The sequence below is a fragment of the Streptomyces sp. AK02-01A genome (assembly GCF_033795305.1).
Taxonomy (GTDB): domain Bacteria; phylum Actinomycetota; class Actinomycetes; order Streptomycetales; family Streptomycetaceae; genus Streptomyces.
Window position 1 is genome coordinate 18,095 of the sequence record NZ_JARBAE010000017.1, and the last position, 26,830, is coordinate 44,924.

At 69.8% G+C, this 26,830-nt stretch carries 26 protein-coding genes; 19 read left to right on the forward strand and 7 right to left on the reverse strand.

Annotated features, from left to right (window positions below; all coding sequences use genetic code 11):
* The first annotated feature begins 127 nt into the window (after nt 1-127).
* The 9 genes from PV679_RS17750 (at nt 128) to PV679_RS17790 (ending at nt 10,171) form a co-directional block, all read left to right on the forward strand.
* Nucleotides 128-1,054, forward strand: a complete 927-nt coding sequence (locus tag PV679_RS17750; protein WP_319681257.1) for an ABC transporter permease — start codon at nt 128-130, stop codon at nt 1,052-1,054.
* On the forward strand, nt 1,047-2,015 hold the full coding sequence (locus tag PV679_RS17755) for an ABC transporter permease (protein WP_319681258.1): 969 nt from the start codon (nt 1,047-1,049) through the stop codon (nt 2,013-2,015). The genes PV679_RS17750 and PV679_RS17755 overlap by 8 nt, the downstream gene beginning before the upstream one ends.
* Nucleotides 2,016-2,026: 11 nt before the next feature.
* On the forward strand, nt 2,027-3,085 hold the full coding sequence (locus PV679_RS17760) for an ABC transporter ATP-binding protein (RefSeq protein WP_319681259.1): 1,059 nt from the start codon (nt 2,027-2,029) through the stop codon (nt 3,083-3,085).
* Nucleotides 3,078-4,220 carry a dipeptide ABC transporter ATP-binding protein gene (locus PV679_RS17765; RefSeq protein WP_319681260.1) on the forward strand — a complete coding sequence of 381 codons (1,143 nt, stop codon included), beginning with the start codon at nt 3,078-3,080 and terminating at the stop codon, nt 4,218-4,220. Before PV679_RS17760 ends, PV679_RS17765 begins: the two co-directional genes overlap by 8 nt.
* Nucleotides 4,221-4,470: 250 nt before the next feature.
* Nucleotides 4,471-6,096: an ABC transporter substrate-binding protein gene (locus tag PV679_RS17770; RefSeq protein ID WP_319681261.1), complete on the forward strand. Its 1,626-nt coding sequence runs from the start codon at nt 4,471-4,473 to the stop codon at nt 6,094-6,096.
* Between the two features lie 109 nt (nt 6,097-6,205).
* On the forward strand, nt 6,206-7,129 hold the full coding sequence (locus tag PV679_RS17775) for an ABC transporter permease (protein ID WP_319681263.1): 924 nt from the start codon (nt 6,206-6,208) through the stop codon (nt 7,127-7,129).
* Nucleotides 7,122-8,114: an ABC transporter permease gene (locus PV679_RS17780; protein ID WP_319681265.1), complete on the forward strand. Its 993-nt coding sequence runs from the start codon at nt 7,122-7,124 to the stop codon at nt 8,112-8,114. The genes PV679_RS17775 and PV679_RS17780 overlap by 8 nt, the downstream gene beginning before the upstream one ends.
* A gap of 13 nt (nt 8,115-8,127) precedes the next feature.
* Nucleotides 8,128-9,102 carry an ABC transporter ATP-binding protein gene (locus PV679_RS17785; protein WP_319681266.1) on the forward strand — a complete coding sequence of 325 codons (975 nt, stop codon included), beginning with the start codon at nt 8,128-8,130 and terminating at the stop codon, nt 9,100-9,102.
* Complete coding sequence (locus tag PV679_RS17790; protein ID WP_319681267.1) at nt 9,095-10,171, forward strand: dipeptide ABC transporter ATP-binding protein; 1,077 nt, start codon at nt 9,095-9,097, stop codon at nt 10,169-10,171. Before PV679_RS17785 ends, PV679_RS17790 begins: the two co-directional genes overlap by 8 nt.
* Nucleotides 10,172-10,331: 160 nt before the next feature.
* Here the strand turns inward: PV679_RS17790 and PV679_RS17795 are convergent, their stop codons facing one another.
* On the reverse strand, nt 10,332-12,479 hold the full coding sequence (locus PV679_RS17795; RefSeq protein ID WP_319681268.1) for a S9 family peptidase: 2,148 nt from the start codon (nt 12,477-12,479) through the stop codon (nt 10,332-10,334).
* Between the two features lie 157 nt (nt 12,480-12,636).
* Between PV679_RS17795 and PV679_RS17800 the strand changes: the two genes are divergently transcribed.
* The 4 genes from PV679_RS17800 (at nt 12,637) to PV679_RS17815 (ending at nt 16,383) form a co-directional block, all read left to right on the forward strand.
* A complete protein-coding gene (locus tag PV679_RS17800) occupies nt 12,637-12,831 on the forward strand; it encodes a hypothetical protein (RefSeq protein ID WP_030352924.1) in 195 nt (64 codons plus the stop codon).
* Nucleotides 12,832-12,913: 82 nt separating this feature from the next.
* Nucleotides 12,914-13,801, forward strand: coding sequence for an N-acetyl-1-D-myo-inositol-2-amino-2-deoxy-alpha-D-glucopyranoside deacetylase (gene mshB, locus PV679_RS17805; RefSeq protein ID WP_319681269.1), 888 nt, complete (start codon nt 12,914-12,916; stop codon nt 13,799-13,801).
* A 68-nt stretch (nt 13,802-13,869) separates the two neighbouring features.
* Nucleotides 13,870-14,211 carry a DUF6113 family protein gene (locus PV679_RS17810; RefSeq protein ID WP_416069747.1) on the forward strand — a complete coding sequence of 114 codons (342 nt, stop codon included), beginning with the start codon at nt 13,870-13,872 and terminating at the stop codon, nt 14,209-14,211.
* 195 nt (nt 14,212-14,406) lie between these two features.
* Nucleotides 14,407-16,383 (forward strand): hypothetical protein, encoded by a 1,977-nt coding sequence (locus tag PV679_RS17815; protein WP_319681271.1) that lies wholly within the window; start codon nt 14,407-14,409, stop codon nt 16,381-16,383.
* Nucleotides 16,384-16,500: 117 nt separating this feature from the next.
* Here PV679_RS17815 and PV679_RS17820 read toward each other — a convergent pair whose 3' ends face one another.
* Nucleotides 16,501-17,331, reverse strand: coding sequence for a transglutaminase-like domain-containing protein (locus tag PV679_RS17820; RefSeq protein WP_319681272.1), 831 nt, complete (start codon nt 17,329-17,331; stop codon nt 16,501-16,503).
* A gap of 17 nt (nt 17,332-17,348) precedes the next feature.
* On the reverse strand, nt 17,349-18,356 hold the full coding sequence (locus PV679_RS17825; protein ID WP_319681273.1) for a GNAT family N-acetyltransferase: 1,008 nt from the start codon (nt 18,354-18,356) through the stop codon (nt 17,349-17,351).
* A 140-nt stretch (nt 18,357-18,496) separates the two neighbouring features.
* On the opposite strand from PV679_RS17825, the gene fdxA reads away from it, so the two are divergent.
* Both fdxA and dapC read left to right on the forward strand, forming a co-directional pair.
* Nucleotides 18,497-18,817: a ferredoxin gene (fdxA, locus tag PV679_RS17830; protein WP_003985062.1), complete on the forward strand. Its 321-nt coding sequence runs from the start codon at nt 18,497-18,499 to the stop codon at nt 18,815-18,817.
* Between the two features lie 87 nt (nt 18,818-18,904).
* Nucleotides 18,905-19,999: a succinyldiaminopimelate transaminase gene (gene dapC / locus PV679_RS17835; protein WP_319681274.1), complete on the forward strand. Its 1,095-nt coding sequence runs from the start codon at nt 18,905-18,907 to the stop codon at nt 19,997-19,999.
* A gap of 89 nt (nt 20,000-20,088) precedes the next feature.
* Here dapC and PV679_RS17840 read toward each other — a convergent pair whose 3' ends face one another.
* Together PV679_RS17840 and PV679_RS17845 are read right to left on the reverse strand one after the other, a co-directional pair.
* Nucleotides 20,089-20,529 carry an ATP-binding protein gene (locus PV679_RS17840; RefSeq protein WP_319681275.1) on the reverse strand — a complete coding sequence of 147 codons (441 nt, stop codon included), beginning with the start codon at nt 20,527-20,529 and terminating at the stop codon, nt 20,089-20,091.
* A gap of 288 nt (nt 20,530-20,817) precedes the next feature.
* Nucleotides 20,818-21,777: a hypothetical protein gene (locus tag PV679_RS17845; protein ID WP_319681276.1), complete on the reverse strand. Its 960-nt coding sequence runs from the start codon at nt 21,775-21,777 to the stop codon at nt 20,818-20,820.
* A gap of 127 nt (nt 21,778-21,904) precedes the next feature.
* Here PV679_RS17845 and dapE point away from each other — a divergent pair, with 127 nt between their 5' ends.
* Together dapE and PV679_RS17855 are read left to right on the forward strand one after the other, a co-directional pair.
* A complete protein-coding gene (dapE, locus tag PV679_RS17850; RefSeq protein ID WP_319681277.1) occupies nt 21,905-22,984 on the forward strand; it encodes a succinyl-diaminopimelate desuccinylase in 1,080 nt (359 codons plus the stop codon).
* A 108-nt stretch (nt 22,985-23,092) separates the two neighbouring features.
* Nucleotides 23,093-23,842, forward strand: a complete 750-nt coding sequence (locus PV679_RS17855) for a TIGR00730 family Rossman fold protein (RefSeq protein WP_319681278.1) — start codon at nt 23,093-23,095, stop codon at nt 23,840-23,842.
* 9 nt (nt 23,843-23,851) lie between these two features.
* Here the strand turns inward: PV679_RS17855 and folP are convergent, their stop codons facing one another.
* On the reverse strand, nt 23,852-24,724 hold the full coding sequence (gene folP, locus PV679_RS17860; protein WP_319681279.1) for a dihydropteroate synthase: 873 nt from the start codon (nt 24,722-24,724) through the stop codon (nt 23,852-23,854).
* Nucleotides 24,725-24,832: 108 nt separating this feature from the next.
* Here folP and PV679_RS17865 point away from each other — a divergent pair, with 108 nt between their 5' ends.
* Complete coding sequence (locus PV679_RS17865; RefSeq protein WP_319681280.1) at nt 24,833-25,186, forward strand: DivIVA domain-containing protein; 354 nt, start codon at nt 24,833-24,835, stop codon at nt 25,184-25,186.
* Nucleotides 25,183-25,767: a DNA-3-methyladenine glycosylase I gene (locus tag PV679_RS17870; RefSeq protein ID WP_319681281.1), complete on the forward strand. Its 585-nt coding sequence runs from the start codon at nt 25,183-25,185 to the stop codon at nt 25,765-25,767. Before PV679_RS17865 ends, PV679_RS17870 begins: the two co-directional genes overlap by 4 nt.
* An 86-nt stretch (nt 25,768-25,853) precedes the next feature.
* Here PV679_RS17870 and PV679_RS17875 read toward each other — a convergent pair whose 3' ends face one another.
* Complete coding sequence (locus PV679_RS17875; protein WP_319681282.1) at nt 25,854-26,657, reverse strand: enoyl-CoA hydratase/isomerase family protein; 804 nt, start codon at nt 26,655-26,657, stop codon at nt 25,854-25,856.
* Nucleotides 26,658-26,830 lie beyond the last annotated feature (173 nt).

Sequence of the window (26,830 nt, forward strand, 5' to 3'; positions counted from 1 at the left end):
TGCCGCCGCCCCCGCGGGGGGCGGCGGCACCGGTCCGCAGGCGTAGGCCCCGGGTCTCTCTCCCCCACACCCCGGGGCGGAGAAAACGAGGAAGGCCATCGCCGACCCCTCACGGCATGGAGGCATGATGGGGCGCTACGTCGCTAGGCGACTGCTCCAGATGATCCCGGTTTTCATCGGGACCACTCTGATTATTTTCCTCATGGTCCACATTCTTCCGGGTGACCCCATCCGGGCGATGTGGGGAGACAAGGCGGCAGACCCCGCACAGGTCGCGTCGCTCCGCCATGAGTTCGGGCTCGACCAGCCCCTGTGGAAGCAATACGTCGACTACATGGGCAATCTTTTCCAGGGTGACTTCGGTCAGACCTTCGGTGGCCGCGCGGTCATCGACGAGATGTCCGAGTCCTTCCCTGTGACGCTGCGGCTCACCGTGGTCGCGATGATCATCGAGATCATCGTGGGCATCGGCCTCGGCGCCTGGGCGGGTCTCAAGGCCGGCAAGGCCGCCGACACCGGCGTGCTGATCTTCACTCTGATCGTCATCTCGATCCCGGTGTTCGTGCTCGGCTTCCTCGCCCGCTTCGTCCTCGCGGACGAACTCGGCTGGGTGCCGCCAAACGTCCAGGACTCCACAAACTTCGGACAGTTGTTCTTGCCAGGGTTTGTCCTGGCGATGCTCTCCATGGCCTATGTGGCACGACTGACCCGTACGACGTTCGCGGAGAATCTGCGCGCCGACTACATGCGGACCGCGATGGCCAAGGGCCTCCCGCGCCGCCGTATCGTCGGTGTCCACCTGCTGCGCAACTCGCTCATCCCGGTCGTCACCTTCCTCGGCACGGATGTCGGCGGTTTCATCGGCGGCGCCGTTGTCACCGAGGGCATCTTCAACGTCCAGGGTGTCGGCAACCTTCTCTACAAGGCGCTTCAGCAGCGTGAGGGCTCCACGATCGTGGGTGTGGTCACGGTCTTCGTCCTTGTCATTCTTGTGATCAACCTGATCGTCGACCTGCTGTACGCGGTCCTGGACCCGAGGATCCGGTATGCCTGACGTGATCAAGACCAAGACCGAGACAGCCGTCGACGCCGTCGCTCCGCCGGCGGTCGACGCGGCGGCCGTATCGGCCGCCGGTCACAAGGAACAGGGCAAGCCCCGTAGCCTCTGGGGTGACGCCTGGTACGACCTGCGCCACCGGCCCATGTTCTGGATCTCCTCGATCCTGCTGCTTCTGCTGCTGATCGTCGCGGCCTTCCCGGGCGTGTTCACCAGCGTCGACCCGCGTTCGGGCGATCTGACCAACCACTTCCTGACCAAGCCGTCGCTGGGACACATCCTCCAGCCCGACTGGTTCGGTTACGACGGCCAGGGCCGCTCGATCTACGCACGTGTCGTCTACGGCACCAGGGCCTCGATTCTGGTGGGTGTCGGCGTCACCGCGCTGGTGACCCTGCTCGGTGGTCTGCTGGGCATGCTCGCCGGTTACTTCGGCGGCTGGCTCGACTCGATCATTTCCCGGATCACCGACATCTTCTTCGGTATCCCCTTCCTGCTCGGCGCCATGGTCGTCCTGAACGCCTTCACCGAGCGCAAGGTGTACGTCGTCATCCTGGCCCTCGCCTTCCTGGGCTGGACCTCGATCTGCCGTGTGATGCGCTCGTCGGTGATCACCGCGAAGCAGGCGGATTATGTGACGGCGGCCCGCGCCCTCGGCGCGGGCACCCCCCGGATCCTGTTCCGTCATGTCCTGCCGAACGCGCTCGCCCCGACCATCGTGGTGGCGACGATCGCGCTGGGCGGCTACATCTCGGCCGAGGCGACGCTGTCGTTCCTCGGCCTCGGACTGGCCGACCCGACGATCTCATGGGGCATCGACATCGCCCAGGGCAGCAAGGACATCCGGGACAACCCGCATGCCCTGTTCTTCCCGGCCGGCGCGCTCAGCCTCACGGTCTTCGCGTTCATCATGCTGGGCGACGCGGTACGCGACGCCCTCGACCCGAAGTTGCGCTGAGGAGGGCGTACGTGACCATCATCGAAGAAACAGCAAGTGTCCCGGCGCCCCGAGCGGGCGGCCCGGACTCCGGACCGCTCCTCGAAGTCCGCGATCTCCACGTGGAGTTCCACACCAGGGACGGCGTCGCCAAGGCCGTCAACGGCGTGAACTACAGCGTCAACTCCGGCGAGACCCTCGCCGTGCTCGGTGAGTCGGGCTCCGGCAAGTCCGTGACGGCGCAGGCCATCATGGGCATCCTCGACATGCCGCCCGGCAAGATCCCGCAGGGCCAGATCCTGTACCGCGGCCAGGACATGCTGACCATGAGCAACGAGGAGCGGCGGAAGATCCGCGGCCAGAAGATCGCCATGATCTTCCAGGACGCGCTCTCCTCGCTCAACCCCGTGCTCTCGGTCGGCTACCAGCTCGGTGAGATGTTCCGTGTCCACCAGGGACTCTCCAAGAAGCAGGCCAAGGCCAGGGCCATCGACCTGATGGAGCGGGTGAAGATCCCGGCCGCCAGGGAGCGGGTCAACGACTACCCGCACCAGTTCTCCGGCGGTATGCGTCAGCGCATCATGATCGCGATGGCGCTCGCCCTGGAGCCGGACCTGATCATCGCGGACGAGCCGACCACCGCGCTCGACGTGACCGTCCAGGCCCAGGTGATGGATCTGCTGGCGGAGCTTCAGCGCGAATTCAACATGGGGCTGATCCTGATCACCCACGACCTCGGCGTCGTCGCCGATGTCGCGGACAAGATCGCCGTCATGTACGCCGGCCGTATCGTCGAGACCGCGCCGGTGCACGAGCTGTACAAGCGCCCGGCCCACCCGTACACCCGTGGACTGCTGGACTCGATCCCGCGCCTGGACCAGAAGGGCCAGGAGCTCTACGCGATCAAGGGTCTGCCGCCCAACCTGCTCAAGATCCCGGCCGGCTGCGCGTTCAACCCGCGCTGCCCGATGGCGCAGGACATCTGCCGTACCGAGGTCCCGGCGCTGACACCGGTGACCGAGCAGGACGGCAGCGAGCTGCCCGGCCGCGGCAGCGCGTGCCACTTCTGGAAGGAGACGATCCATGGCTGAGCTCAACAGGGAATCCGTGGACGCGACCCCGAACGTCACCGAGGTGGAACTGGTCGACGCGGCCTCCGAGAGCGCGGCCGTCGCCGCGATCGAGGCTCCGGTCGAGCGTGGAGAGCCGATCCTCCAGGTCCGTAACCTGGTCAAGCACTTCCCGCTGACCCAGGGGATCCTCTTCAAGCGCCAGGTGGGCGCGGTCAAGGCCGTGGACGGGGTCTCGTTCGACCTGTACCAGGGCGAGACGCTCGGCATCGTCGGTGAGTCCGGCTGTGGCAAGTCCACCGTCGCCAAGATGCTGATGACGCTGGAGCACGCGACCGCCGGCGAGGTCTTCTTCAAGGGCCAGGACATCACCAAGCTGTCCGGGCGCGCGCTGAAGGCGGTTCGCAGGAACATCCAGATGGTGTTCCAGGACCCGTACACCTCGCTCAACCCGCGTATGACGGTCGGTGACATCATCGGCGAGCCCTTCGACATCCACCCCGAGGTGGCACCGAAGGGAGACCGCCGCCGCCGGGTGCAGGAACTGCTCGATGTCGTGGGTCTCAACCCGGAGTACATCAACCGGTATCCGCACCAGTTCTCGGGTGGTCAGCGCCAGCGCATCGGCATCGCCCGCGGTCTCGCGCTCAACCCCGAGATCATCATCTGTGACGAGCCGGTCTCGGCGCTGGACGTTTCCGTCCAGGCGCAGGTCATCAACCTGATGGAGAACCTGCAGGACGAGTTCAACCTCTCCTACATCTTCATCGCGCACGACCTGTCGATCGTCCGGCACATCTCCGACCGGGTCGGTGTGATGTACCTCGGCAAGGTCGCCGAGATCGGTACCGACACCCAGATCTACGACCACCCGACGCACCCCTACACTCAGGCGCTGCTGTCGGCGGTCCCGGTGCCCGACCCCACGGCGCGCGATCACCGCGACCGGATCATCCTCACCGGCGATGTCCCGTCGCCGGCGAACCCGCCGTCCGGCTGCCGCTTCCGCACCCGTTGCTGGAAGGCGCAGGAGCGGTGCGCCACGGAGGAGCCGCTGCTGGCGATCCCCGAGCGCTTCAAGGTCTCGGACGGCCAGGCCGCGCACGAGTCGGCGTGCCACTTCGCCGAGGAGAAGGACGTCGTCCACGCGGCGTGATCCCTTCGCGTGCCCGCACGAGTACGCATGAGCGGCGCCCGGACCTTCTGGTCCGGGCGCCGCTCTGTGTCTGTACCGCTCTGCTGTGTCCGTACCGGCTCGGTGTCTGTGCCGCTCAGTGCCTGGATGTACGCGGTGTGCGTACATCCAGGGGACGCGGCGCTCACGCGGTCGGGACAAATGAGCGTGTTATGCGCTATCCATAAAAATTTCGGATTACATAAGACAAATGGTCCGAGGGTGCACATCCATGCGTGGGGCCACGGTCGTCGGACGGGCCGCGTGCTCGTCGGCCGTGGTCCTTGCCGTGACGGCCTGCGGAGGCGGCGCCGTCGTCACCGGTGGTCCCGACGGTGTGGTGCGTTCCTCCTGGGGTGACCCGCAGAACCCGCTGGAGCCCGCGAACACCAATGAGGTCCAGGGCGGCAAGGTCCTCGACATGATCTTCCGCGGTCTGAAGAGATACCACCCGGAAACCGGCCGGGCCGAGAACGCGCTCGCCGAGAGGATCGACAGCCAGGACGCGAAGAACTTCGCGGTCACCGTGAAGGACGGATGGACCTTCAGCAATGGCGAGAAGGTCACCGCGAGGTCCTTCGTCGATGCCTGGAACTACGGCGCGAACCTCAAGAACAACCAGAAGAACTCCAGCTTCTTCCAGTACATCGACGGCTATGACAAGGTCCATCCGGAATCGGGCCGGCCCACCGCCCGGACGATGGCCGGGCTGAAAGTGACGGGCGAAAGGACCTTCACCGTCAGGCTGTCCCAGCAGTTTTCGAGCTGGCCCGACACGCTGGGATACGCGGCCTTCGCGCCGCTGCCCCGGATGTTCTTCGACGACCACACGGCCTGGCTCTCCAAGCCCGTCGGCAACGGCCCGTACACGGTGGAGAGATACATCAGAGGTTCGCAGATGTCGCTGCGCACCCGGAAGGGCTATCCGGGCACCGAGAAGGTGCGTAACGGCGGAGTGGACCTCATGGTCTACACCGACAGCAACACCGCCTACACCGATCTGGTCGCGGGCCATCTCGATCTCGTCGACGACATCCCGGCCGCACAACTGCGGAACGTGAAGGGCGACTTGAGCGGGCGGTACATCAACACTCCGGCCGGCATCATCCAGACCCTCGCCTTTCCCTACTCCGACAAACGGTGGAACACGCCGGGCGCGGCCAAGGTCCGTACCGGCCTCTCCATGGCGGTCAACCGCAAGCAGATCACCGAGACGATCTTCCGGAAGACCCGTACGCCGGCCACCGACTGGACCTCGCCGGTCCTCGGCGCCGACGGCGGCTACCGGGCCGGGCTCTGCGGCCGCGCGTGCGTCTTCGATCCGGCCGCGGCGAAAAAGATGATCCGGGCGGGCGGCGGCATTCCCGGCGGCCGGCTCACGATCTCCTACAACGCCGACTCCGGCTCAAACAAGGAGTGGGTCGACGCGGTCTGCAACAGCATCAACAACTCGCTGGGAAACGACAAGGCGTGTGCCGGCAGACCGATCGGCACCTTCGCGGACTTCCGCAACCAGATCGGTCAGAAGAAGCTGACCGGCCCGTTCCGAGCGGGCTGGCAGATGGACTACCCGCTGATCCAGAACTTCCTTCAGCCGCTCTACTACACCAATGCCTCGTCCAACGACGGCAAGTGGAGCGACGCGGAGTTCGACCGACTCGTCAACGAGGCCAACGCCGAATCCGACGCGAAGTCAGCGGTACGGAAATTCCAGCAGGCCGAGGGCGTCGTACGCGACCGGATGGCCGCGATCCCGCTCTGGTACCAGAACGGCAGCGCCGGCTATTCGGACCGGATCACCGGGGTCGCACTGAACCCGTTCAGTGTCCCCGTCTACAACGAGATCAGGGTCCGCTGATGCGCGAGCGCGGACGGCCCGCCGCCCGCCGTGTCCCGGGCCTGACACCTTTCACCGGCATCGCGCCCGGGAGACCTTTTCCGCATCCGAACGATCTCCGGAGCCCCTCATGGGACGTTATGTGATCCGGCGGCTGCTGCAGATGGTCCCCGTCTTCATCGGCGCCACACTGCTGATCTTCCTCATGGTCAATGTGATGGGCGATCCCGTCGCGGGCCTCTGCGGGGACAAGCAGTGCGATCCGGCGACCGAGGCCCAACTGCGCCGGGAATTCGGCCTCGACGAGCCGGTGTGGCGCCAGTACCTCACCTATATGGGCCATGTCTTCTCCGGCGACTTCGGCACCGCGTTCAACGGCCAGAAGGTCATCGACCTGATGGCAGACGCCTTCCCGGTCACCATCCGGCTGACGATCGTGGCCGTCGTCTTCGAGATCGTCATCGGAGTGAGCCTCGGCGTGATCACCGGGCTGCGCCGCGGCCGCCCGGTCGACACGTCCGTACTGCTGCTGACGCTGGTGGTCATCGCCGTCCCGACCTTTGTCACCGGTCTGCTGGCACAGCTTGTGTTCGGTGTGGAGTGGAGACTCATCGGGCCGTCGGTCTCGGCCGCCGCGACGGTCGACGAGCTGATCGTGCCAGGACTGGTGCTCGCCTCGGTCTCTCTGGCGTATGTCACCCGGCTGACCCGCACCTCGATCGCCGAGAACGTCCGCGCCGACTATGTCCGCACCGCCATCGCCAAGGGCCTGCCCAGACGGCGGGTCATCACCCGGCATCTGCTGCGCAACTCACTGATCCCGGTGGTCACCTTCATCGGTACCGACATCGGCGCTCTGATGGGCGGCGCCATCGTCACCGAGCGGATCTTCAATATCCATGGCGTCGGATTCCAGCTCTACCAGGGCATCCTGCGCCAGAACACCCAGACCGTGGTCGGTTTCGTGACCGTACTCGTCATCGTCTTCCTGGTCGCGAATCTGCTGGTCGACCTTGTCTACGCCGTTCTCGACCCGAGGATCCGGTATGCCTGAGCAGCAGCTTCCCGCCTCCGGCCACCGAGCGGAAGCCGTGGCGCCGACCGGAGCCGGCGGCGCGATGGACCTCGCCGTCAGCGAGGGAGCCACTCTGGAGCGCGGTCCGGCGGAACCCGGCGCGGGCGGGCCCGTCGGCAAGCCGCACAGCCTCCGGTCGGACGCCTGGCGTGATCTGCGCAGGGACCCGGTCTTCATCGTGTCGGGTCTTCTCATCGTCTTTCTGGTGATCATCTCGATCCGGCCGTCACTGATCGCCGCCGGCAATCCGCTCACCTGCGATCTAGCCAGGGCCCAGGAGGGCTCCGGGCCCGGCCATCCCTTCGGCTTCAACGGACAGGGCTGCGACGTCTACACCCGTACGGTGTACGGCGCCAGGACATCGGTCGTGGTCGGTGTGTGCGCCTCGCTCGGTGTCGCGGCCGTCGGCTCGCTGCTGGGCGGTCTGGCCGGCTTCTTCGGCGGATTCTGGGACGCGGTCCTCTCCCGGATCACCGATATCTTCTTCGCCGTTCCGGTGGTCCTCGGCGGTCTGGTGCTGCTGTCCGTGGTGACCGGTTCGACCGTCTGGCCCGTGATCGGCTTCATGGTGCTGCTCGGCTGGCCGCAGATCTCCCGGATCGCCCGCGGCTCTGTCATCACCATCAAACAGAACGACTTCATCCAGGCGGCACGGGCGCTCGGCGCCTCCAACACACGGCTGATGCTGCGGCACATCCTGCCCAACGCCATCGCTCCGGTGATCGTCGTGGCGACCATCGCGCTCGGTACGTTCATCGCGCTGGAGGCGACCCTCTCGTACCTCGGTGTCGGACTCAAACCGCCCACCGTCTCGTGGGGGATCGACATCTCGGACGCCTCTCCGTACATCCGCAACGCCCCGCACATGCTGCTCTGGCCGGCCGGCGCGCTGGCGGTCACCGTGCTCGCGTTCATCATGCTCGGCGACGCCGTGCGCGACGCCCTCGACCCCAAGCTGCGCTGAGGAGCTGCGTGCCGTGTTGCTCGAAGTACGCGATCTGCGAGTGGAGTTCCACACCCGGGACGGAATCGCCAGAGCCGTCAACGGCGTCAGCTACGCGGTGGACGCGGGCGAGACGCTCGCCGTACTGGGCGAGTCGGGTTCCGGCAAGTCCGTCACCGCGCAGGCCGTCATGGGGATTCTGGACATGCCGCCCGGCCGGATCACGGGCGGAGAGGTGCTGTTCCGCGGCAGGGATCTGCTCAGGCTCACGGCGGAGCGGCGACGGCGGATCCGCGGCGCGGAGATGGCAATGATCTTCCAGGACGCGCTGTCCTCGCTCAACCCGGTGCTCACCGTGGGTGCTCAGCTCGGCGAGATGTTCATCGTGCACCGTGGAATGTCCCGCCGGGAGGCGCGAGGGAAGGCCGTCGAGCTGATGGACCGGGTCAGGATCCCGGCGGCGCGGGAGCGGGTCGACGACTATCCGCACCAGTTCTCCGGCGGTATGCGCCAGCGCGTCATGATCGCCATGGCGATGGCGCTGGAGCCCTCGCTGATCATCGCCGACGAACCGACGACCGCACTGGATGTGACCGTCCAGGCCCAGGTGATGGAGCTGCTCGCGGAGCTGCGGCGGGAACTGGACATGGGACTGATCCTGATCACCCACGATCTGGGAGTGGTCGCCGATGTCGCCGACAGGATCGCGGTGATGTACGCGGGCCGGATCGTGGAGACCGCGCCGGTGCACGACATCTACCGGGCTCCCGCTCATCCCTACACCCGAGGTCTGCTGGACTCGATCCCGCGCCTGGACCAGAAGGGCCGGCAGCTCTACGCCATCAAGGGACTGCCGCCGAATCTGCTGGACATCCCGCCCGGCTGCGCCTTCAATCCGCGCTGCCCGCTGGCCCGGGACGTGTGCCGGACGGAGGTGCCGCCGCTCTACGAGGTGGCCCCGGGCCGGCGCAGCGCCTGCCACTTCTGGACGGAGACGCTCGATGGCTGAGGCCCTTCTGGAGGTGCGGGACCTGGTCAAGCACTATCCCCTGACCAGAGGCGTTCTCTTCAGGAAACAGATCGGGGCCGTGCGCGCGGTCGACGGGGTCTCCTTCGACCTGGCCGCCGGCGAGACCCTCGGCATCGTGGGAGAGTCCGGCTGCGGCAAGTCGACCGTGGCGAAGCTCCTGGTGAATCTGGAGCGGCCGACGGCCGGCCGGATCCGCTACCGGGGCGACGACATCACCCGGCTGTCGGGACGCGCGCTGAAGTCGGTGCGCAGAAACATCCAGATGGTGTTCCAGGATCCGTACACCTCGCTGAACCCGCGGATGACCGTCGGCGACATCGTCGGCGAGCCGTACGAGATCCATCCCGAGGTGGCGCCCAGAGGCGACCGGCGCCGGAAGGTCCAGGAGCTGCTGGATGTGGTCGGCCTCAATCCGGAGTACATCAACCGCTATCCGCACCAGTTCTCCGGCGGCCAGCGCCAGCGCATCGGTATCGCCCGGGGCCTCGCGCTCCGCCCGGAGATCATCGTCGCCGACGAACCGGTCTCGGCCCTCGATGTCTCCGTCCAGGCGCAGGTCATCAATCTGATGGAGAGGCTCCAGGACGAGTTCGGCCTCGCCTACATCTTCATCGCCCACGACCTCTCGATCGTGCGGCACATCTCCGACCGGGTCGGAGTGATGTATCTGGGACGGCTGGCCGAGACCGGCACCGACGCGCAGATCTACGGCCACGCCACGCATCCGTACACCCAGGCGCTGCTCTCCGCCGCTCCACTGCCCGACCCCGCCGCCCGCGAGCACCGCGACCGGATCATCCTGACCGGCGATGTCCCGTCGCCGGCGCATCCGCCGTCCGGCTGCCGCTTCCGCACGCGCTGCTGGAAGGCGCGGGAGCGCTGCGAGCTGGAGGTGCCGGAGCTGGCGGTTCCGGAGGCCTTCCGCGCACAGGCCGGGCCCGCCGCGCACCCTTCCGCCTGCCACTTCGCGCAGGAGAGACGGACAGTGCCGGGCACACCGGGCGGTGCCGCGGAGGAGTGGCTGGATTCAGGAGACAAAAGCGTATAAGTGGTGGCAATTTCGTTAACACAGAGGCAACTTGGCGGACCCGTCACCGATATACGGACGCGTCAGGCTGTACAGCGTACGGCCGTGCGGGTGCCGTGGACCGGCCGGGACTTACGAGTCCCGGCCGGTCGCCCGTGTTGCGCCGGTCCCGGCCGGCCGCTCAGGACATCCCCAGCGACCGCTTGAGAAAGTCCACTTGGAGCAGCAGCAGGTTCTCCGCGATCTCCTCCTGCGGTGTCATGTGCGTCACACCCGTCAGCGGCAGGACCTCATGAGGCCGGCCCGCGGAGAGCAGCGCCGACGAGAGCCGGAGTGTGTGTGCCACCACCACATTGTCGTCAGCCAGACCATGGATGATCATCAGCGGCCGCGCGGGGTTCTCCGGAGCCGACAGCCCCGCGTCGGTGACGAGTGAGTTCGCGGCGTACACCTCGGGCGCCTCCTCCGGGATGCCGAGATAGCGCTCCATGTAGTGGGTGTCGTAGAGGCGCAGATCGGTGACCGGGGCGCCCGCGACCGCCGCGTGGAAGACATCGGGCCGGCGCAGTACCGCGAGCGCGGCCAGATAGCCGCCGTACGACCAGCCGCGGATCGCCACCCGCCCGGTGTCCAGCGGGAACCGGCCGGCGAGGTCGCTCAGCGCCTCGACCTGGTCGTCCAGAGTGAGCAGCAGATTGTTCTTGACCGACTTCTCCCAGGCGGGCGAACGGCCGGGCGTGCCCCGGCCGTCGGCGACGACGACGGCGAAGCCCTGGTCGGCGAACCACTGCGAGGTGAGATGCGCGTTCTGGGACGCGACCACCCGCTGGCCGTGCGGGCCGCCGTACGGGTCCAGCAGGACCGGCAGCGGGCCGTCCGACTCCTGGTGGCCGGCCGGCAGTAGTACGGCGCACGGAATCCGCCGTGCGCCCCCTTCGGTGAGGCGCACGCGGGCCGTGAGCACCGGCTGCTCGGCGTACGAGCCGACCGTGACGGGCTCCTTGCCGTCCCTGAACACCTGTACCGAGGACCCGGCGACGGTCGGCCGGGCCGAGACCAGCACCGTCACTCCGCCCGTACGCACGGCGGAGTGCACCCCCGCGCCCGCCGAGAACCGCTCGATCCCCAGTTCGCTGACCCGGTACACATGGATCTCGCCGGTCTCGGGACCGGCGGCCTCCTCGCCGGCCGACGCCGAGACCAGGATGTCGTGCTCACCGATGTCCAGTACCGACCGCAGATGCAACTGGGGCCCGGTCAGTGGCCGGTCGCCGACCACCAGCACCCGGGCGCCTCCCTCGTCGGCGATCCGGACCAGGCGTCCGTCCGGCGCCCAGGCGGGCACTCCGGGGAAGAGCTCCAGCCACGCCGGGTCCTCGTCCTGGTGCACGGTCCTGGTCGCGCCGCTCTCCGTGTCCACCGCCAGATAGAGCTGGCCGCGCTGGTCGCGGCTCTGTACGAGCAGCAGCGGCGCGCCGGCCTCCGACCAGTGCACCCGGGCCAGATACGGATGGCGCGCGCGGTCCCAGGTCACCTCCACGCGCGAGCCGTCCAGCCCGACCAGGAAGAGACGCACCTCGGCGTTGGGCGTACCGGCCGCCGGATAGGCCACCCGGGCCGGCTCCCGGTCCGGGTGCGCGGGGTCGGAGATCCACCACCGCCGAACCTCGGCCGTGTCGACCCGGGCCACCAGCAGCCGGTCGGAGCGGGGAGACCACCAGTAGCCCCGGGAGCGGCTCATCTCCTCGGCCGCGACGAACTCCGCCAGACCGTAGGTGACATCGGCGCTGTCGGCCTTCTCCGGACCTGCCAGCTCCCGGTCGGCCTCTCCGTCCGCCCCGACCATGCGCAGCGCTCCCTGGGCCGCGTAGGCGATGTGCCGCCCGTCCGGAGAGGGCCGCGGGTCCAGCACCGGGCCGGGGACGCGCAGTTCACGCGTCGTCCCGGCCCGCAGCTCGGCCGCGTACAGCCGTCCGGACAGTGTGAAGGCGGCCAGTTCGACCGCGCCGTCCACCGCGTAGCCGACGATGCCGCCGGATCCCTCACGGCTCCGCTCGCGCCGTGCCCGCTCCTCGGCCGAGAGCCGTTCGGCGGCGCCGCCCAGCAGTACCTCCGGATCCGCGGCGATCCGCTCGCACCCGCCGGCCGACGGAGAACCGTCGAGGTCGAGCACACAGAGACGGTTCGCGCGGTCCGTCCCGGAGGCGGACCGGAGGAAGACCACCCGCGCCCCGTCGGGCGACACCGTGAAGGCGCGCGGGGCGCCGAGGGTGAATCGCTGGGTCCTGGCGTACTGGCGCGGAAAGGAGATCTGCTGCCTCAAGGTCATGCGACCGAACCTAGCGTCCGTGCGCCCCCGTGTGCTGCCGTGCACCGACAGATGCGCACGCACGGATAGTTATGATCCGTAGCGTTAGGTGGGTATGAATCCGCCGGCACATGCATGCTGCGTTTTCCCGACTGAGAATTTATGGAGGTGAACCGCCGTGGCACTCTCGATTTCGGCGGTGGTGCTGCTGGCGATCGTCGTCTTCCTGCTGGTCCGGAAATCCGGGCTGAAGGCCGGACACGCGGTGGTCTGCATGCTGCTCGGGTTCTATATCGCCAGCTCCTCCATCGCCCCCACCATCAGCGAGCTGACCACGAACGTGGCGGGGATGATCGGTGGGATCAAGTTCTAGCCATTCAGCCGTCGACTATCAGCCAATCTTCACTGACGAGGGAGACCGGGAAGAGCCTCGCGCCGCCTCGTAGGCTGTCCTCATGACCGATCTCCCCGCTCGTCGTCTGCTGCTTGTGCACGCGCACCCCGACGACGAGTCGATCAACAACGGCGCCACCATGGCCAAGTACGCGGCCGAGGGCGCCCGGGTCACCCTGGTGACCTGCACCCTCGGTGAGGAGGGCGAGGTCATCCCGGCCGGCCTCGCCCATCTCGCGGCCGATCAGGAGGACCGCCTCGGCGCCCATCGCATCGGCGAACTCGCCGCGGCGATGAAGGAGCTGGGCGTCACCGACCACCGTTTCCTCGGCGGCCCCGGGCGGTTCCGGGACTCCGGGATGATGGGCCTGGAGCAGAACCACCGCGAGGACGCCTTCTGGCACGCGGACGTCGACGACGCCGCTCCGTACCTCGTCGAGGTGATCCGCGAGGTGCGCCCGCAGGTGCTGGTGACGTACGACCCGCACGGCGGCTACGGCCATCCCGACCACATCCAGGCCCACCGCGTCGCCATGCGCGCGGCCGTCCTGGCGGCCGAGACCGGCTACCGGCCCGGACTCGGTGCTCCGCACAGCATCGCGAAGATCTACTGGAACCGCGTACCGCGCTCGGTCGCCGAAGAGGGCTTCGCCCGGCTGCGCGCCACCGGGACGGACTTTCCCGGTGTCGCCGCGGTCGACGACCTCCCGGGTGTGATCGACGACACAGAGATCACCGCGGCGATCGACGGCACGCCGTACCGGGCGCGGAAAGCGGCCGCGATGCGCGCCCACGCCACCCAAATCGCCGTGGACGGACCCTTCTTCGCGCTCTCCAACGACCTGGGACAGCCGCTCTTCGCCGCCGAGTACTACCAGTTGGCGCACGGCGAGCCGGGAGCGCCAAACGGCGAGCGGGAAGACGATCTCTTCGCGGGAGCCGGCGCGTGAGCGGGCGGCGGCAGCAGCCCGGCGGCCCGTTCGCGGGACCGTCCAGACCAGGACGTATCGCCACGTATATGGGTCTGTTCGTACTCGGAGCGCTGGTCGGAGTCGCGGGCTCACTCGCCCAAGGCGGCCTGTTTCCCGGCGGCTTGCTGCTCGCGCTGCTCGCGACGGCCGGCCTCTTCTACGGCGGGCTGTACGCCACCGGCACTCAGCTCGGCGTGGGTGCGCCCGCCGCGGGCTGGCTGATCGCGGCCGTCCTGCTGAGCATCCCCCGCCCGGAGGGTGACGCGGTCTTCGCGGCGGGCCTCGGGCCGCTCGTCTACCTCCTGGGCGGCATGGTGGTGGCTGTGATGTGTGCCACCATGTCGCGGTTGCCGCAACCAGGTACGAAGTCCGGCCGACTTGGGAAGTGACGTGTCTGCCCGCTGCCGAAACGGCCTTGTCCGTACGGCCCGCGGAGCGTCGCTTGCCACGGCCGTCGGGTGTGTGTCACCGGAGGCCAGTATGGTGGTGCGCGCTCCGGGCCGTCCCCTCGCCTCCGGCATGGGGGACCCGAACAGTTGAGTACCAGTAAGAACGGGCGGCGGAGCCAACCGGGAGAACCTGCTTTGAGTCGTGAAACTGACAGTTCGTCCTCCGGGCCCCAGGGGCGCGGCGGAGCCGCGTACCCCTCGGGGACACCGCCGTACGGATCCCGCCAGTATCCGTCGCTGCATCCCCAGCAGGACGCTCCGGAGGAGACGGGAACCGCGTCCGTGCCGCAGCAGGACGCGCCCAGAACCGAGACCACGCTGACCACCCGCATCCGGATCAACATCCCGGGTTCGCGGCCGATTCCGCCGGTCGTGATGCGTACGCCGATGGGCGACGGCGACAGCACCGACGGCCGCGGTGTGCCCTCGGGCGAACCCGCCGGCGCGGTTCCGGGTCCTGGCACGGCCCCGGACGCCGACGCGGGCCGGCCCGCCGGCGCGGAGGAGAAGCCCGCCGGCGACAAGCCCACCAGTGACTGGTTCGCGCCACGCAAGTCGTCGGGCGCCGGCATGGGCGCGGGCGCGGCCGCCGTCGCGGGCGGGCCGACGCCACCGGACGATCCGAGCGGCGACCGGCGCCCTGACCAGCCGTACTACCCGGAGAACCCGCAGCCGCATCCGCCGGTCGGCGGCGGCCCGTTCGGCGGCCCCGGCAGCAACGGTTACGCGCCAGGCGCGGCGGCCGGACCCAGCGGTCCGACCACCGGCCCGGCCACCGGCAGCTCTTCGCTGGGCACCTCGCCCGCTGTTCTCGGCACGCCGCCGGGTGCCGGCCAGGCCGGTCCGCCCCGGATGTCCGACGACACCGCGGAACTGACCCCGCAGCAGCCGGCGCCAGGACCGGGTCCCGCCGGGCATGTCTCCGGAGACACGCTGACCAGCGGTATCCCCGTGGTCCCGCCGGAGCACCGGACGCCCTTCCCGGGCTCCGGTCCCAAGGGCGGCGGCCCGCACACGGATCCGGCCGCCCGGCTCGACGGGCTCGGCCCGGCCGGCCAGGACCAGGGCTTCTCGACGCCGGACTTCCCCGGACCGGCTGGTCCCGCCCAGGGCGCCGCGCCGTCCGGCACGGCCCCCGCGCGCGCCGCCGCTCCGGCCAGGCCCGCCAAGAAGGGCCGCTCCAAGCTGATGCTTCTGGTCGTGGCCGTCGTCGTGGCGGCCGGCGGGCTCTACGGCGCCGGTCTGCTCATGAACCGCTCCGACGTGCCCAAGGGCACCACCGTCCTGGGCGTGGACATCGGCGGCACCCGGGACCAGGCGGTCAAGAAGCTCGACTCCACGTTCGGCGAGCGCGCCGTCGCGCCGCTGCGGCTCACCATCGGTGGCGAGACGGTAGAACTGGCCCCGGACAAGGCCGGACTCAGCCTGGACAGCCAGGCGACCGTCCGCGCCGCGGCCGGCAGCGACTACAACCCGGTCTCGGTGATCGGCTCGCTCTTCGGCGGCGCACGGATCGCCGAGCCGGTGATCCCTGTCGACGAGGAGAAGCTGAGCGCGGCGCTGAACGATCTCGCGGGCGTCTCGGGCTCGGCCGCCGACGGGACGATCAAGTTCGAGCCGGGCCGGGCCGTCGCGGTCCCGGGCAAGACGGGCAAGGCGCTGGACGTCAGCCACTCGATCATCTCGGTACGGGACGCCTACCGCGCCCAGGTCCAGACCGGGAAGACGAACACGGTCGCACTGCCTGTCGCCACTCGTGAGCCGACGATCACCCAGGCGGAGCTGGACCGGGCGATGAAGGAGTTCGCCGAGCCCGCGATGTCCGACCTGATCACGATCAAGGCCGCCGACAAGCAGATCCAGTTCGGTCCCGCGAAGTCGCTGCCCAAGATTCTCTCGATGAAGGCGATCGACGGGAAGCTCGTCGAGGTCTACGACAGGAACGCCATCGACCAGCTTCTGGAAGGCGTCTTCGACGGCATCACCATCACCAAGGGCGACGGCAAGCAGTATCCCGTCTCCTCCGCCGATGTGGCCCAGGCGATGGGGAAGGCGCTGCTCGGCAAGACGCCGGCCGAGCGCACCCAGGTGATCGACCTCGATCCCAGCTGAGTCCTGTCCGCCGATCTTCACCGGGTCCCGTGGTTTCCGGAGCCCTCGCCTCACCGGGCGAGGGCTCCGGCATGTCCCGGCGTCTCTGCGGAGAATGGCCGATTCCGGCGGATCGGCTCAGTTGAGCATCGCCCGCGCCGCCCGGGCCCGGCCGCGGATCGCCTCCGCCGTCGACGGCTCGACGGCGGCCACCACCCGCGCGTACTCGTCCATCTCCGCCGCTCCGCGCAGAAACTCGCCGCGCCGGACGAGCAGCTTGGCGCGGTCGTAGCGCAGCCTCGCCGGATGGGCGGGGAGCAGCATGCACAGCTCAACCGCCCACAGCGAGACATCGGTGCGCTCCGGACGGATCTCCGCCCAGGCGCGGATGTTGTTCAGGACGCGCACGACGATGTCGAGCGGGTCGGCGGGAACGAACATGTCGGGCCGTGACGGCGCACCCGTGGCGCCATTGACCAGCAGCTCCGCGTCGGGTCCCGTCAGCAGCCGTCCGCCCTCGAACGGATCGGCCAGGATCCGCTCGGCCGGATCCCCGAAGCCGACCACGAAATGGCCGGGCAGGGCCACGCCGTACACCGCCGCTCCCGCTCGCCTGGCCACCTCGATCCAGACCACCGACAGCAGGATGGGAAGCCCACGCCTGCGCCGCAGCACCTCGGGCAGCAGCGAGGACTCCAGCCGCTGGTATTCGGCGGCGGAGCCGCGGAAGCCGTGGCGCGCGCCCAGCAGATCCGCGAGCGCGGTCGCCCAGGCGCTCGCTCCGCCGACTCCGTAGGGCAGCAGCCCGGCCAGCCGGTCCAGCTCGGCCTGCGCCGCGTCAAGACCGGCCTCGCCCAGGGAGGGATCGGCCTCCGCGGCCATCAGCAGACAGAGCGTCGCCAGATCGGGCCGCTCCGCACGGGCCTCCTCGGCGAAGAGCCGGCGCCGGTCGGTGGATTCCGGATGCATACGCGCCTCGTACCCGCTCAGATGGATCGGAAGTGGTGATAGCGATGGTGAATGGCGAAGCCCATGCCCTCGTACAGCGCACGTGCCCCGTCATTGTCCGACTCGACCTGGAGCCAGGCGGCCGACGCGCCCTCCTCCAGCGCACGGCGGGCGAGCGCGGTCATCACCGCGGTGGCCAGGCCCTCGCGTCGGCGGGCGGGATCGACCTCCACCGCCATGAACCCGGCCCAGCGTCCGTCGACCACACATCTGCCGATCGCCGCCGGGACGTCCGATGCGCCGGGCACGGTGGCGAACCACACCGAAGGGCCGCTGCCCAGTACGTGGACCACATGGGGTCCGGGCACACCGGACCTCTGGTAACGCTGGAGCCAGGCGTCGTCACAGGTGCGGTCCAGCCGTACCAGCGACCCGCCGGTCTCCTCCGGGCCGGGCCGGTCCCCGAGTGGCGCGAGCGCGGCGACGCGCAGCTCCGCGGTCACCTCGGAGCGCCAGCCGCGCTTCTCCAGCTCCGCGCACAGCCGCTCCTGGGTGCCCTCCGCGCCGGTCGCGGTCTGTAGATACGCGGGCAGTCCACGCTCGCCGTACCACCGGCGCACTCGCGTCAGTGCCTCGTCGAGTGGCAGCCCGGGATCGCCGAGCGGCAGCACCGAATTGGCCCGTCTGGTGAATCCGGAGGCGGCTCTGAGCAGCCACTCACCGAGCGGTTCGCTCTCCACCGGCTGCCATGCGCGGGCGGAGATCCGGGCCAGCTCCTCGAACGTCGCCGCAGGCCCGCGGCGCCTGGCCGGCGCGGGCGGCACCACCTTGCCCGCCACCAGCGCGGCCTCGGGAACCCGGACGCTCTCACCGGTCCGTCGTGTGATGAGCAGCACACCGGCGTCCCAGGATGTGAGAACGCCGACCGTGTCGGTGAACTTCTCCGCGCCCGCGCCGCCGCCCGTCAGTTGTCTGACTGATACCCGTTTGCCCACGTCAGCCTGTGTCACGCGGACCTCAAGCCGTCCGCCGGCGGTGAATTCCACGGCTCTCTGCGCCCCTCCTGTTCGGATCGTGCCCAAGAACGGAGATACTAGATGCGGGCATCGACGACGCCGCGCTCCCGCGCGCCCGTGGACGGAGCCGCAGATCGGCCCGCCGCGCCCTATCGAGGAGGAACGACAGCGTGACCTACGTCATCGCGCAGCCTTGTGTCGACGTCAAGGACAAGGCGTGCATCGAGGAGTGCCCGGTCGACTGCATCTACGAGGGCTCCCGGTCCTTGTACATCCACCCGGACGAATGCGTCGACTGTGGAGCCTGTGAGCCGGTCTGCCCGGTCGAGGCCATCTTCTACGAGGACGACACCCCGGAGGAGTGGAAGGACTACTACAAGGCGAATGTCGAGTTCTTCGACGAGCTCGGTTCGCCCGGCGGTGCTTCCAAGCTCGGCCTGATCGAGCGCGACCATCCCTTCATCGCCGCGCTGCCGCCCCAGAACGGCTGACAGCGCGTCCTCGGTCCCGCACGGCTCTCCGGCCGTGCGGGACCGTGGCGTTTCCACCCGCACGAGGTACCAGAAAGAGTGAGCACCGTGTCCGCAGTCTCTTCGCGCCTTCCCGACTTTCCCTGGGACAAGCTGGAGCCCTACAAGGCGACGGCCGCGGCCCATCCGGACGGGATCGTGGACCTGTCCGTCGGCACTCCGGTCGATCCGGTTCCCGCGCTGATCCAGCGGGCTCTGGTGGCGGCGGCCGACTCGCCGGGATATCCGACGGTGTGGGGGACGGCCGAGCTGCGTGACGCGCTGACCGGGTGGACCGAACGCCGGCTCGGCGCGGGCGCCATGACACACGCGAACGTACTGCCGGTGGTCGGTTCCAAGGAACTGGTGGCCTGGCTGCCCACGCAGCTCGGGCTGGGCGCGGGCGACCGTGTCGCGCATCCGCGCCTCGCGTACCCGACGTACGAGGTGGGAGCGCGGCTGTGCGGCGCCGAGCCCGTCCCGTACGACGACCCGACGGAGCTGGACCCGGCGGGTCTGAGACTCCTCTGGCTCAACTCGCCGTCGAATCCGACCGGCGAGGTGCTGCCCGCCGAAGAGCTGGCCAGGATCGTGGCCTGGGCGCGTGAGCACGGTGTGCTCGTCTTCAGCGACGAGTGCTATCTGGAGCTGGGCTGGGAGGCCGAGCCCGTCTCCGTGCTCCATCCGGACGTCCGCGGTGGTACGTACGACGGGATCGTCGCCGTCCACTCCCTCTCCAAGCGCTCCAACCTCGCCGGATACCGCGCCGCGTTTCTCGCGGGCGACGCGGCCGTCCTGGGTGAGCTGCTCCAGATCCGCAAGCACGGCGGGATGATGGTCCCGGCGCCGGTGCAGGCGGCGACGGCCGCGGCCCTCGGCGACGACACGCACGTACGGGAGCAGCGGGCGCGGTACGCGGCTCGCCGCGCCGCGCTGCGCGCCGCGCTGGAGGCGCACGGTTTCCGTGTCGACCACAGCGAGGCCAGCCTCTATCTCTGGTCGACGCGGGGCGAGCCGTGCTGGGACACCGTGGCCCATCTCGCGGAGCTGGGCATCCTGGCCGCGCCCGGCGACTTCTACGGTCCTGCCGGAGAGCGGCACGTACGGGTGGCGCTGACGGCCACCGACGAGCGGATCGACGCGGCGGTCAAGCGGCTGGGCTGACGCCGGACGCGCCGGTCGACGGCGCACGAGCGGGCCCGGGGAGCGCGTACTCCCCGGGCCCGCTCGCGTGTGTATGGGTGCGGTGTGCGTCAGCCGAGCGGCAGGCCCTGGACGGGGAGCCGGCCGGTCGGCAGGCCGCCGCCGAGCGCGCCGGCCGGTGCGGCGCCCTTCGTGGCGGTCGAGGCGGTCTCGCCCAGCACGTCACCGGCGCTGCCCGCGGTGTCACCGGCCAGCTTCTGCGCGGCGGGCGTCGCCGTCTTCCCGGCCTTGCCGATGGTCTTGCCGGCCGCCGGGACGGTCTTCTTGACGGCCTTGCTGCCGGCTTCGCCCGCCATCTCGGTCGCCTTCTGGGCGCCGCTGTCGACGGTGTCGCCCACCGCGGCGCCGTCGAGCGCGCTCACCGCACCCAGGCCGGTGGTCTGGGGAAGTTCCGCCGCGCTCGCGGAACCGGCCGCTCCGACCACGGGGGCCGCACCCGCGGCGATGAGCAGCGCGGCACGGGCGATCCGACGGGTCAGGGGGAGGGACATGATGCTCCTTTGGCGGGAGGGAAACAGTGCTTGTCCGTCGATCGGACGCAGTGACAACCCCTCAAAGGGCCGCGAAGGTTGCGGCGAGCAAGGGTAAAGAGTTGGTAATGCGTCGCATTATCGGCTACGGATAAAAACGGGCAAACGATGCCGTTCGGGAGAGCATGACGAACCGTCACTTCCCTTGATTCGCAAGGGATTCGGCGAGTGGGAGTGTGCTGATCCGAATCATCGGAAGAAATATCGTGCGGTCGGACCGGAGCCCGCTCGTCCGGGCGATCCCTCGCACTACTGCGCGGTGCGAATTCGAATTTCTCCGGCGCCGGGCCCGGTCGAATCGTCCTTTTCCTGCCAGCCGCGTTCCGCGTCCTTCGCGCTCCATGTCCGGCCCGCGTAGCTGACCTCGTTGATCCGCAGGGCGGCGGCCTGAGCCACCGCCCAGTGCGCCAGCTCCCAGCCGCGCCGCGAGGGCGCCGGACCGTCGCCGGCCGATTCGCCGCGCTCGCCGGCGTCCGCCGCGGCCGGTACGGGCACGGACACACCGGCGGCCGTGCGCGAGGCCCCGGACCGGCCGGCGGCCTCGTCCGGCGGCAGCACCCCGGACCCGAAGGCCCGCACCAGCGCCGTCCGTACCTTCGCCGGGTCTCCCGGCACGCTGTCGTTCGGTACCGAACAGGTGAGCGAGGCGGCGAACCGGCCGGTGAGCGCCGCGGACAGCAGCGCCGCGTCCGGCTCGTGCTTCGCGTACGCCTGCGGGAAACCGCTGCGCTGGACGCGCTGGGCCGCCACGGTGAGCGGCAGCCGTGAATAGCCGGGGACCTTGGCGAGATGGTCGTAGAACTGTCCCGCCGCGTAGGCCGGATCGCGGATCTGGGCCGCGGTGCCCCAGCCCTTCGAGGGACGCTGCTGGAAGAGCCCCAGCGAGTCCCGGTCGCCATGGTTCAGATTGCGCAGCGCGGACTCCTGGAGTGCGGTCGCCAGCGCGATGGTGACCGCGCGCTCGGGCAGCCCGCGCGAGGTGCCGACCGCGGAGATCGTCGCCGCGTTCGCGGCCTGTTCCGGAGACATCTCGTAGCTGGGCCTGTCGCCGCCCGAGGCGTCCTGGGACCGGACCAGGCACCGCGGCGCGCCTCCGCCGCCTGTCGTGTACTGCACCGCCACATACGCGGCCAGGGCCAGCAGCACGGCGAGGGCGGCTGCGATACGCAGGAGGCGGCCGCGACGGGAGGGAGAGGCGGTCTCGGACACGCGCCCACCGTACTGGAGTCGGACGGCGCCGACGCCGAGGTCCTGGCCGCCCGGGACGGGCCGGCCGCGCCGGGAGGAAGGCCGGTGGCGCGAGGAGAACCACGGGACAGCCCGTAGGGTCAAAACCATGTCTGAGACCATGCTCGACCTCACTCTGGACGGCCCGGCGCTCACCGCGCGCCTGGTCGACTTCCCGTCGGTCAGCGGCGAGGAGAAGCCACTCGCCGACGCGATCGAGCAGGCGCTGCGCGCCCTGCCGCATCTCACCGTCGACCGGCACGGCAACAACGTCGTGGCGCGCACCCGGCTGGGCCGCGCCGAGCGGATCATCCTGGCCGGGCACATCGACACGGTCCCGATCGCCGGCAACGTGCCCTCCCGGCTGGACGCCGACGGGGTGCTGTGGGGCTGTGGCACGAGCGACATGAAGTCGGGGGTGGCCGTACAGCTCCGGATCGCCGCGACGGTCCCGGAGCCCAACCGCGACCTCACCTTCGTCTTCTACGACAACGAAGAGGTCGCCGCACATCTCAATGGGCTCGGACATGTGGCCGAGGCCCATCCGGACTGGCTGGAAGGCGATTTCGCCGTACTGCTGGAGCCGTCCGACGGCCAGGTCGAGGGCGGCTGCCAGGGCACGCTGCGGGTCTTTCTCCGTACGACGGGGGAGCGGGCACACTCCGCGCGTAGCTGGATGGGGTCCAACGCCATCCACGCCGCCGCGCCGATCCTGGACCGCCTCGCCGCGTACGAACCGCGGCGGCCGGTCATCGACGGTCTGGAGTACCGGGAGGGCCTCAACGCCGTACGGATCGAGGCGGGCGTCGCCAACAACGTCATCCCCGACGCGTGCACCGTCGTCGTGAACTACCGCTATGCCCCGGACCGTGGCGAGGAGGAGGCCCTCGCGCATGTCCGGGAGGTCTTCGCGGACTGCGGGGTCGCCGAGTTCACCGTGGACGACCACTCGGGTGCGGCCCTGCCCGGCCTGTCGCACCCCGCCGCGGCCGCTTTCATGGCCGCCGTGGGCGGTACGGCGCAGCCCAAGTTCGGCTGGACGGATGTCTCGCGGTTCGGCGCGCTCGGAGTGCCCGCCGTCAATTACGGCCCCGGCGACGCGCTGCTCGCCCACAAGCGCGACGAGCGCGTGGCCGTCGAGCGGATCACCCACTGCGAGAACCGGCTCCGTGACTGGCTCACCGGGTGAGGACGTACGGGAAGTGAGCGCCGGACGGACTGCCGCGATTTCGCCGTTTGTCACGTCCGTGGTCCTACCCTTGCCCAGAGCAAGGCACAGCAGCGGAGGGAGCAGATCATGGGCATGCCTGACGGAGCGCAGAAGCCGGAGGAACAGCGGCTCGGACCGGTGATCCGCCGCCGGGAGCAGGTGCAGCCCGGCACGACCGATCAGCGGCTGCTGGACACGGAGGGCGACTCGGAGTGGGTGCACACCGACCCCTGGCGAGTGATGCGCATCCAGTCGGAGTTCGTGGAGGGCTTCGGCGCACTCGCCGAGCTGCCCAGTGCCATCAGCGTCTTCGGCTCGGCCCGCACACCGGTCGGCTCCGCGGAGTACGAGGCGGGGATCCGGATCGGCGGGGCGCTCGTCGAGGCGGGCTTCGCGGTGATCACGGGCGGCGGGCCCGGCGCGATGGAGGCCGCGAACAGAGGAGCGCGGGAGGCCCGTGGTGTCTCCGTGGGCCTCGGGATCGAGCTGCCCTTCGAGCAGGGGCTGAACCAGCATGTCGACATCGGTGTGAACTTCCGCTACTTCTTCGTCCGCAAGACGATGTTCGTGAAGTACGCGCAGGGCTTCGTGGTCCTGCCGGGCGGTCTCGGCACGCTGGACGAGCTGTTCGAGGCGCTCACCCTGGTCCAGACCCGCAAGGTCACCCGCTTCCCGATCGTGCTGTTCGGCACGGCGTACTGGAGCGGGCTCGTCGAGTGGCTGCGGAACACGGTCGTGGCGCAGGGCAAGGCGTCCGAGAAGGATCTGCTGCTCTTCCATGTCACGGACGACGTGGAAGAGGCGGTGGCGCTGGTCACGAAGGAGACCGGGAACTGACCCGGCGGCTCAGGCCAGCCCTCGGCGGGCGACCGCCGGGGGCCGGTGACCGGCGACGGCCGCCACCATGTCCAGCACCTGCTTCGTCTCCGCCACCTCATGGACGCGGTAGACACGCGCTCCGAGCCAGGCCGACACCGCGGTCGTCGCGAGCGTGCCGATCACCCGCTCCTTGACCGGCTTGTCGAGCGTCTCGCCGACGAAGTCCTTGTTGGACAGCGAGACCAGCACCGGCCAGCCGGTCTCGGCCATCTCGCCCAGCCTGCGGGTCGCCTCCAGCGAGTGGCGGGTGTTCTTGCCGAAGTCATGACCGGGATCGATCATGATCCCGTCCCGGCGGACGCCCCGTTCCAGGGCGCGCTCGGCCAGTCCGAGCGTCACGCGCAGAATGTCGGCCATCACGTCGTCGTACGCGATCCGGTGCGGCCGGGTCCTCGGCTCGGCTCCGCCGGCATGGGTGCAGACCAGCCCCGCGCCGTACCGTGCGGCGACCTCCGCGAGCCGCGGGTCGACCCCGCCCCACGCGTCGTTCAGCAGGTCCGCGCCGGCCGCGCAGACCGCCTCGCCGACCTCGTGCCGCCAGGTGTCGACGCTGATCACCACGTCCGGATAACGGCGGCGGACCTCGGCGACGAAGCCGACCGTACGGCGGGCCTCCTCCTCGGCCGTGACCTCTTCGCCCGGCCCCGCCTTCACGCCGCCGATGTCGATGATGGCGGCACCCTCCGACACCGCTTGCTCGACACGGTCCAGGGCCGGTTCGTCGCGGAACGTCGCGCCCTGGTCGTAGAAGGAGTCCGGGGTCCGGTTGACGATCGCCATGATCACCGGCTCATGGGCGTCGAATTCCCGACGCCCCAGCCGCAGAGTCCCGCCGCGCATGCCGTGTTTCCTCCTCGCGTCCGTTCCGCCTGCGACCTTAACCGTCTTCACTGTCGGTGGCTCATGGCACGATCGGCACCGGACGTTTCGCAGCCCGGGGAGAAGCTCGTGTTCTTGTTCTTGCTCATCGCGATGGTCGTGGTCGTCGCCGCGGTCACGCTCGCGGTCGTCGGCGGCGGTGACCGAGCGGTCCTGCCCGAAGCCAGTCCGGAACGGCTGGTGGACCCGCTGCCTCCGCACCGCCCGGTGGGCCGCGCCGATGTCGAGGCGGTCCGGCTGCCGGTCGGCATGCGTGGCTACCGGATGGCGGATGTGGACGACGTCCTCAGCCGGCTGGGCGCGGAGCTCGCCGAGCGGGACGCGCGGATCGCGGAACTGGAGGCGGCGCTGGCCGGAGTCCAGGCGACGGCGGTGTCCTCCGTCGACCTCTTCAAGAAGCCGGGCGAGGAGACGGGCCTGTGACCGGCGTCGGCGCGGTGGTGGGCCCCGACGGCAGAGCGCGCTGTCCGTGGGGCCTGTCGGCCGAGGACTATGTCGCCTACCACGACTCCGAGTGGGGCCGCCCGGTCCACGGCGACGACGCCCTGTTCGAGCGGCTCTGTCTGGAGGCCTTCCAGTCCGGGCTGTCCTGGATCACGATCCTGCGCCGGCGGGAGGGCTTCCGCGCCGCCTTCGCCTCGTTCAGGATCGCGTCCGTCGCCGAGTTCGGTGACCCGGACCGGGAGCGGCTGCTCGCCGACCCGGGCATCATCCGCAACCGCGCCAAGATCGACGCCACGCTCGCCAACGCGCGCGTCCTCGAAGACTGGTCCACCGGCGAGCTGGAGGCCCTGATCTGGTCGTACGCTCCCGATCCGGCGAAGCGCCCGGCCCCCAGGACGACCGCCGACATCCCGGCGGTCACGGACGAGTCCACGGCGCTCGCCAAGACCCTCAAGAAACGCGGCATCCGCTTTGTGGGCCCCACCACCGCCTACGCCCTCATGCAGGCCTGCGGTCTGGTCAACGACCATCTGGCCGGCTGCGAGTTCCGCGCCGCCTGAGAGCCCGGCGGAGGGCTCCGCGCCGCGTGCCGGAAGGCGGGTGCGGCACGGGGAGCCCCGGTCGGCGGGACCCCCGTGCAACCGCCTCAGCGGCCCACGTACTTCGGCCGCTCCTTCGCCAGGAACGCCCGCACCGCGATCGTGTGGTCCTCCGACGCGCCCGCGCTCGTCTGGAGTTCGTTCTCCTTCTCCAGCGTCTCGGCCAGTGAGTGCTCCGCGCCGTACGCCAGGGACTCCTTGATCGCCGCGTACGCCAGTGTCGGACCTCCGGCCAGGGCGCGGGCCACGGCGGCCGCCTCCGCCGCCAGGCCGGCCGCGGGGACCAGTTTGTCGGCCAGGCCCAGCTCGTACGCCTCCCGCGCGGACACCGACCGTGGGAAGAGCAGCAGATCGGTGGCCCGGCCCCGTCCGATCAGCCGCGGCAGCGTCCAGGAGACCCCGGAGTCCGCGGTCAGCGCGACGCCCGCGAAGGACGTGTTGAACGAGGCCGTCTCCGCCACGACCCGGTGGTCCGCGGCGAGGACGAAGCCGAGGCCCGCGCCCGCCGCGACCCCGTTGACCCCGGCCACCACCGGCTTGGGCATCTCCGTGATCGCCCGTACGACCGGGTTGTAGTGCTCGCGGACGGTATCCATCGTCCGGCTGGTGCCCGCCTCCCGGTCGGCCGCGAGCAGGGCCGTGTGCTCCTTGAGGTCCTGTCCCACACAGAAGGCCCGGTCGCCCGAGGCGGTCAGCAGGACCGCGCGCACGGCGGCGTCGGCCGCCGCGTCCCGGAGCGCGTCCCGCAGAGCGACCTTGGCCGCGATGTTCATCGCGTTCATGGCCTCGGGCCGATTGATCGTGATCGTTGCGAGTCCGTCACTCACCTCGTACAGCACGGTGTCGGCCATGATCGGGTCCCCTTCGCGGCTCGGGCAGTCCTGTCCGGGCCCAGCATGGCGGAGATCACCGAGGGGGCATGTGACCTGCGTCCAAGAAAGTCGGGTTCCCGCCGGGGTCATGGCGGCGCAGTATCGCAGGCGGATCGCCGAATTGAGTGGTTTTGCGTGAGCGCGTTGCGCAA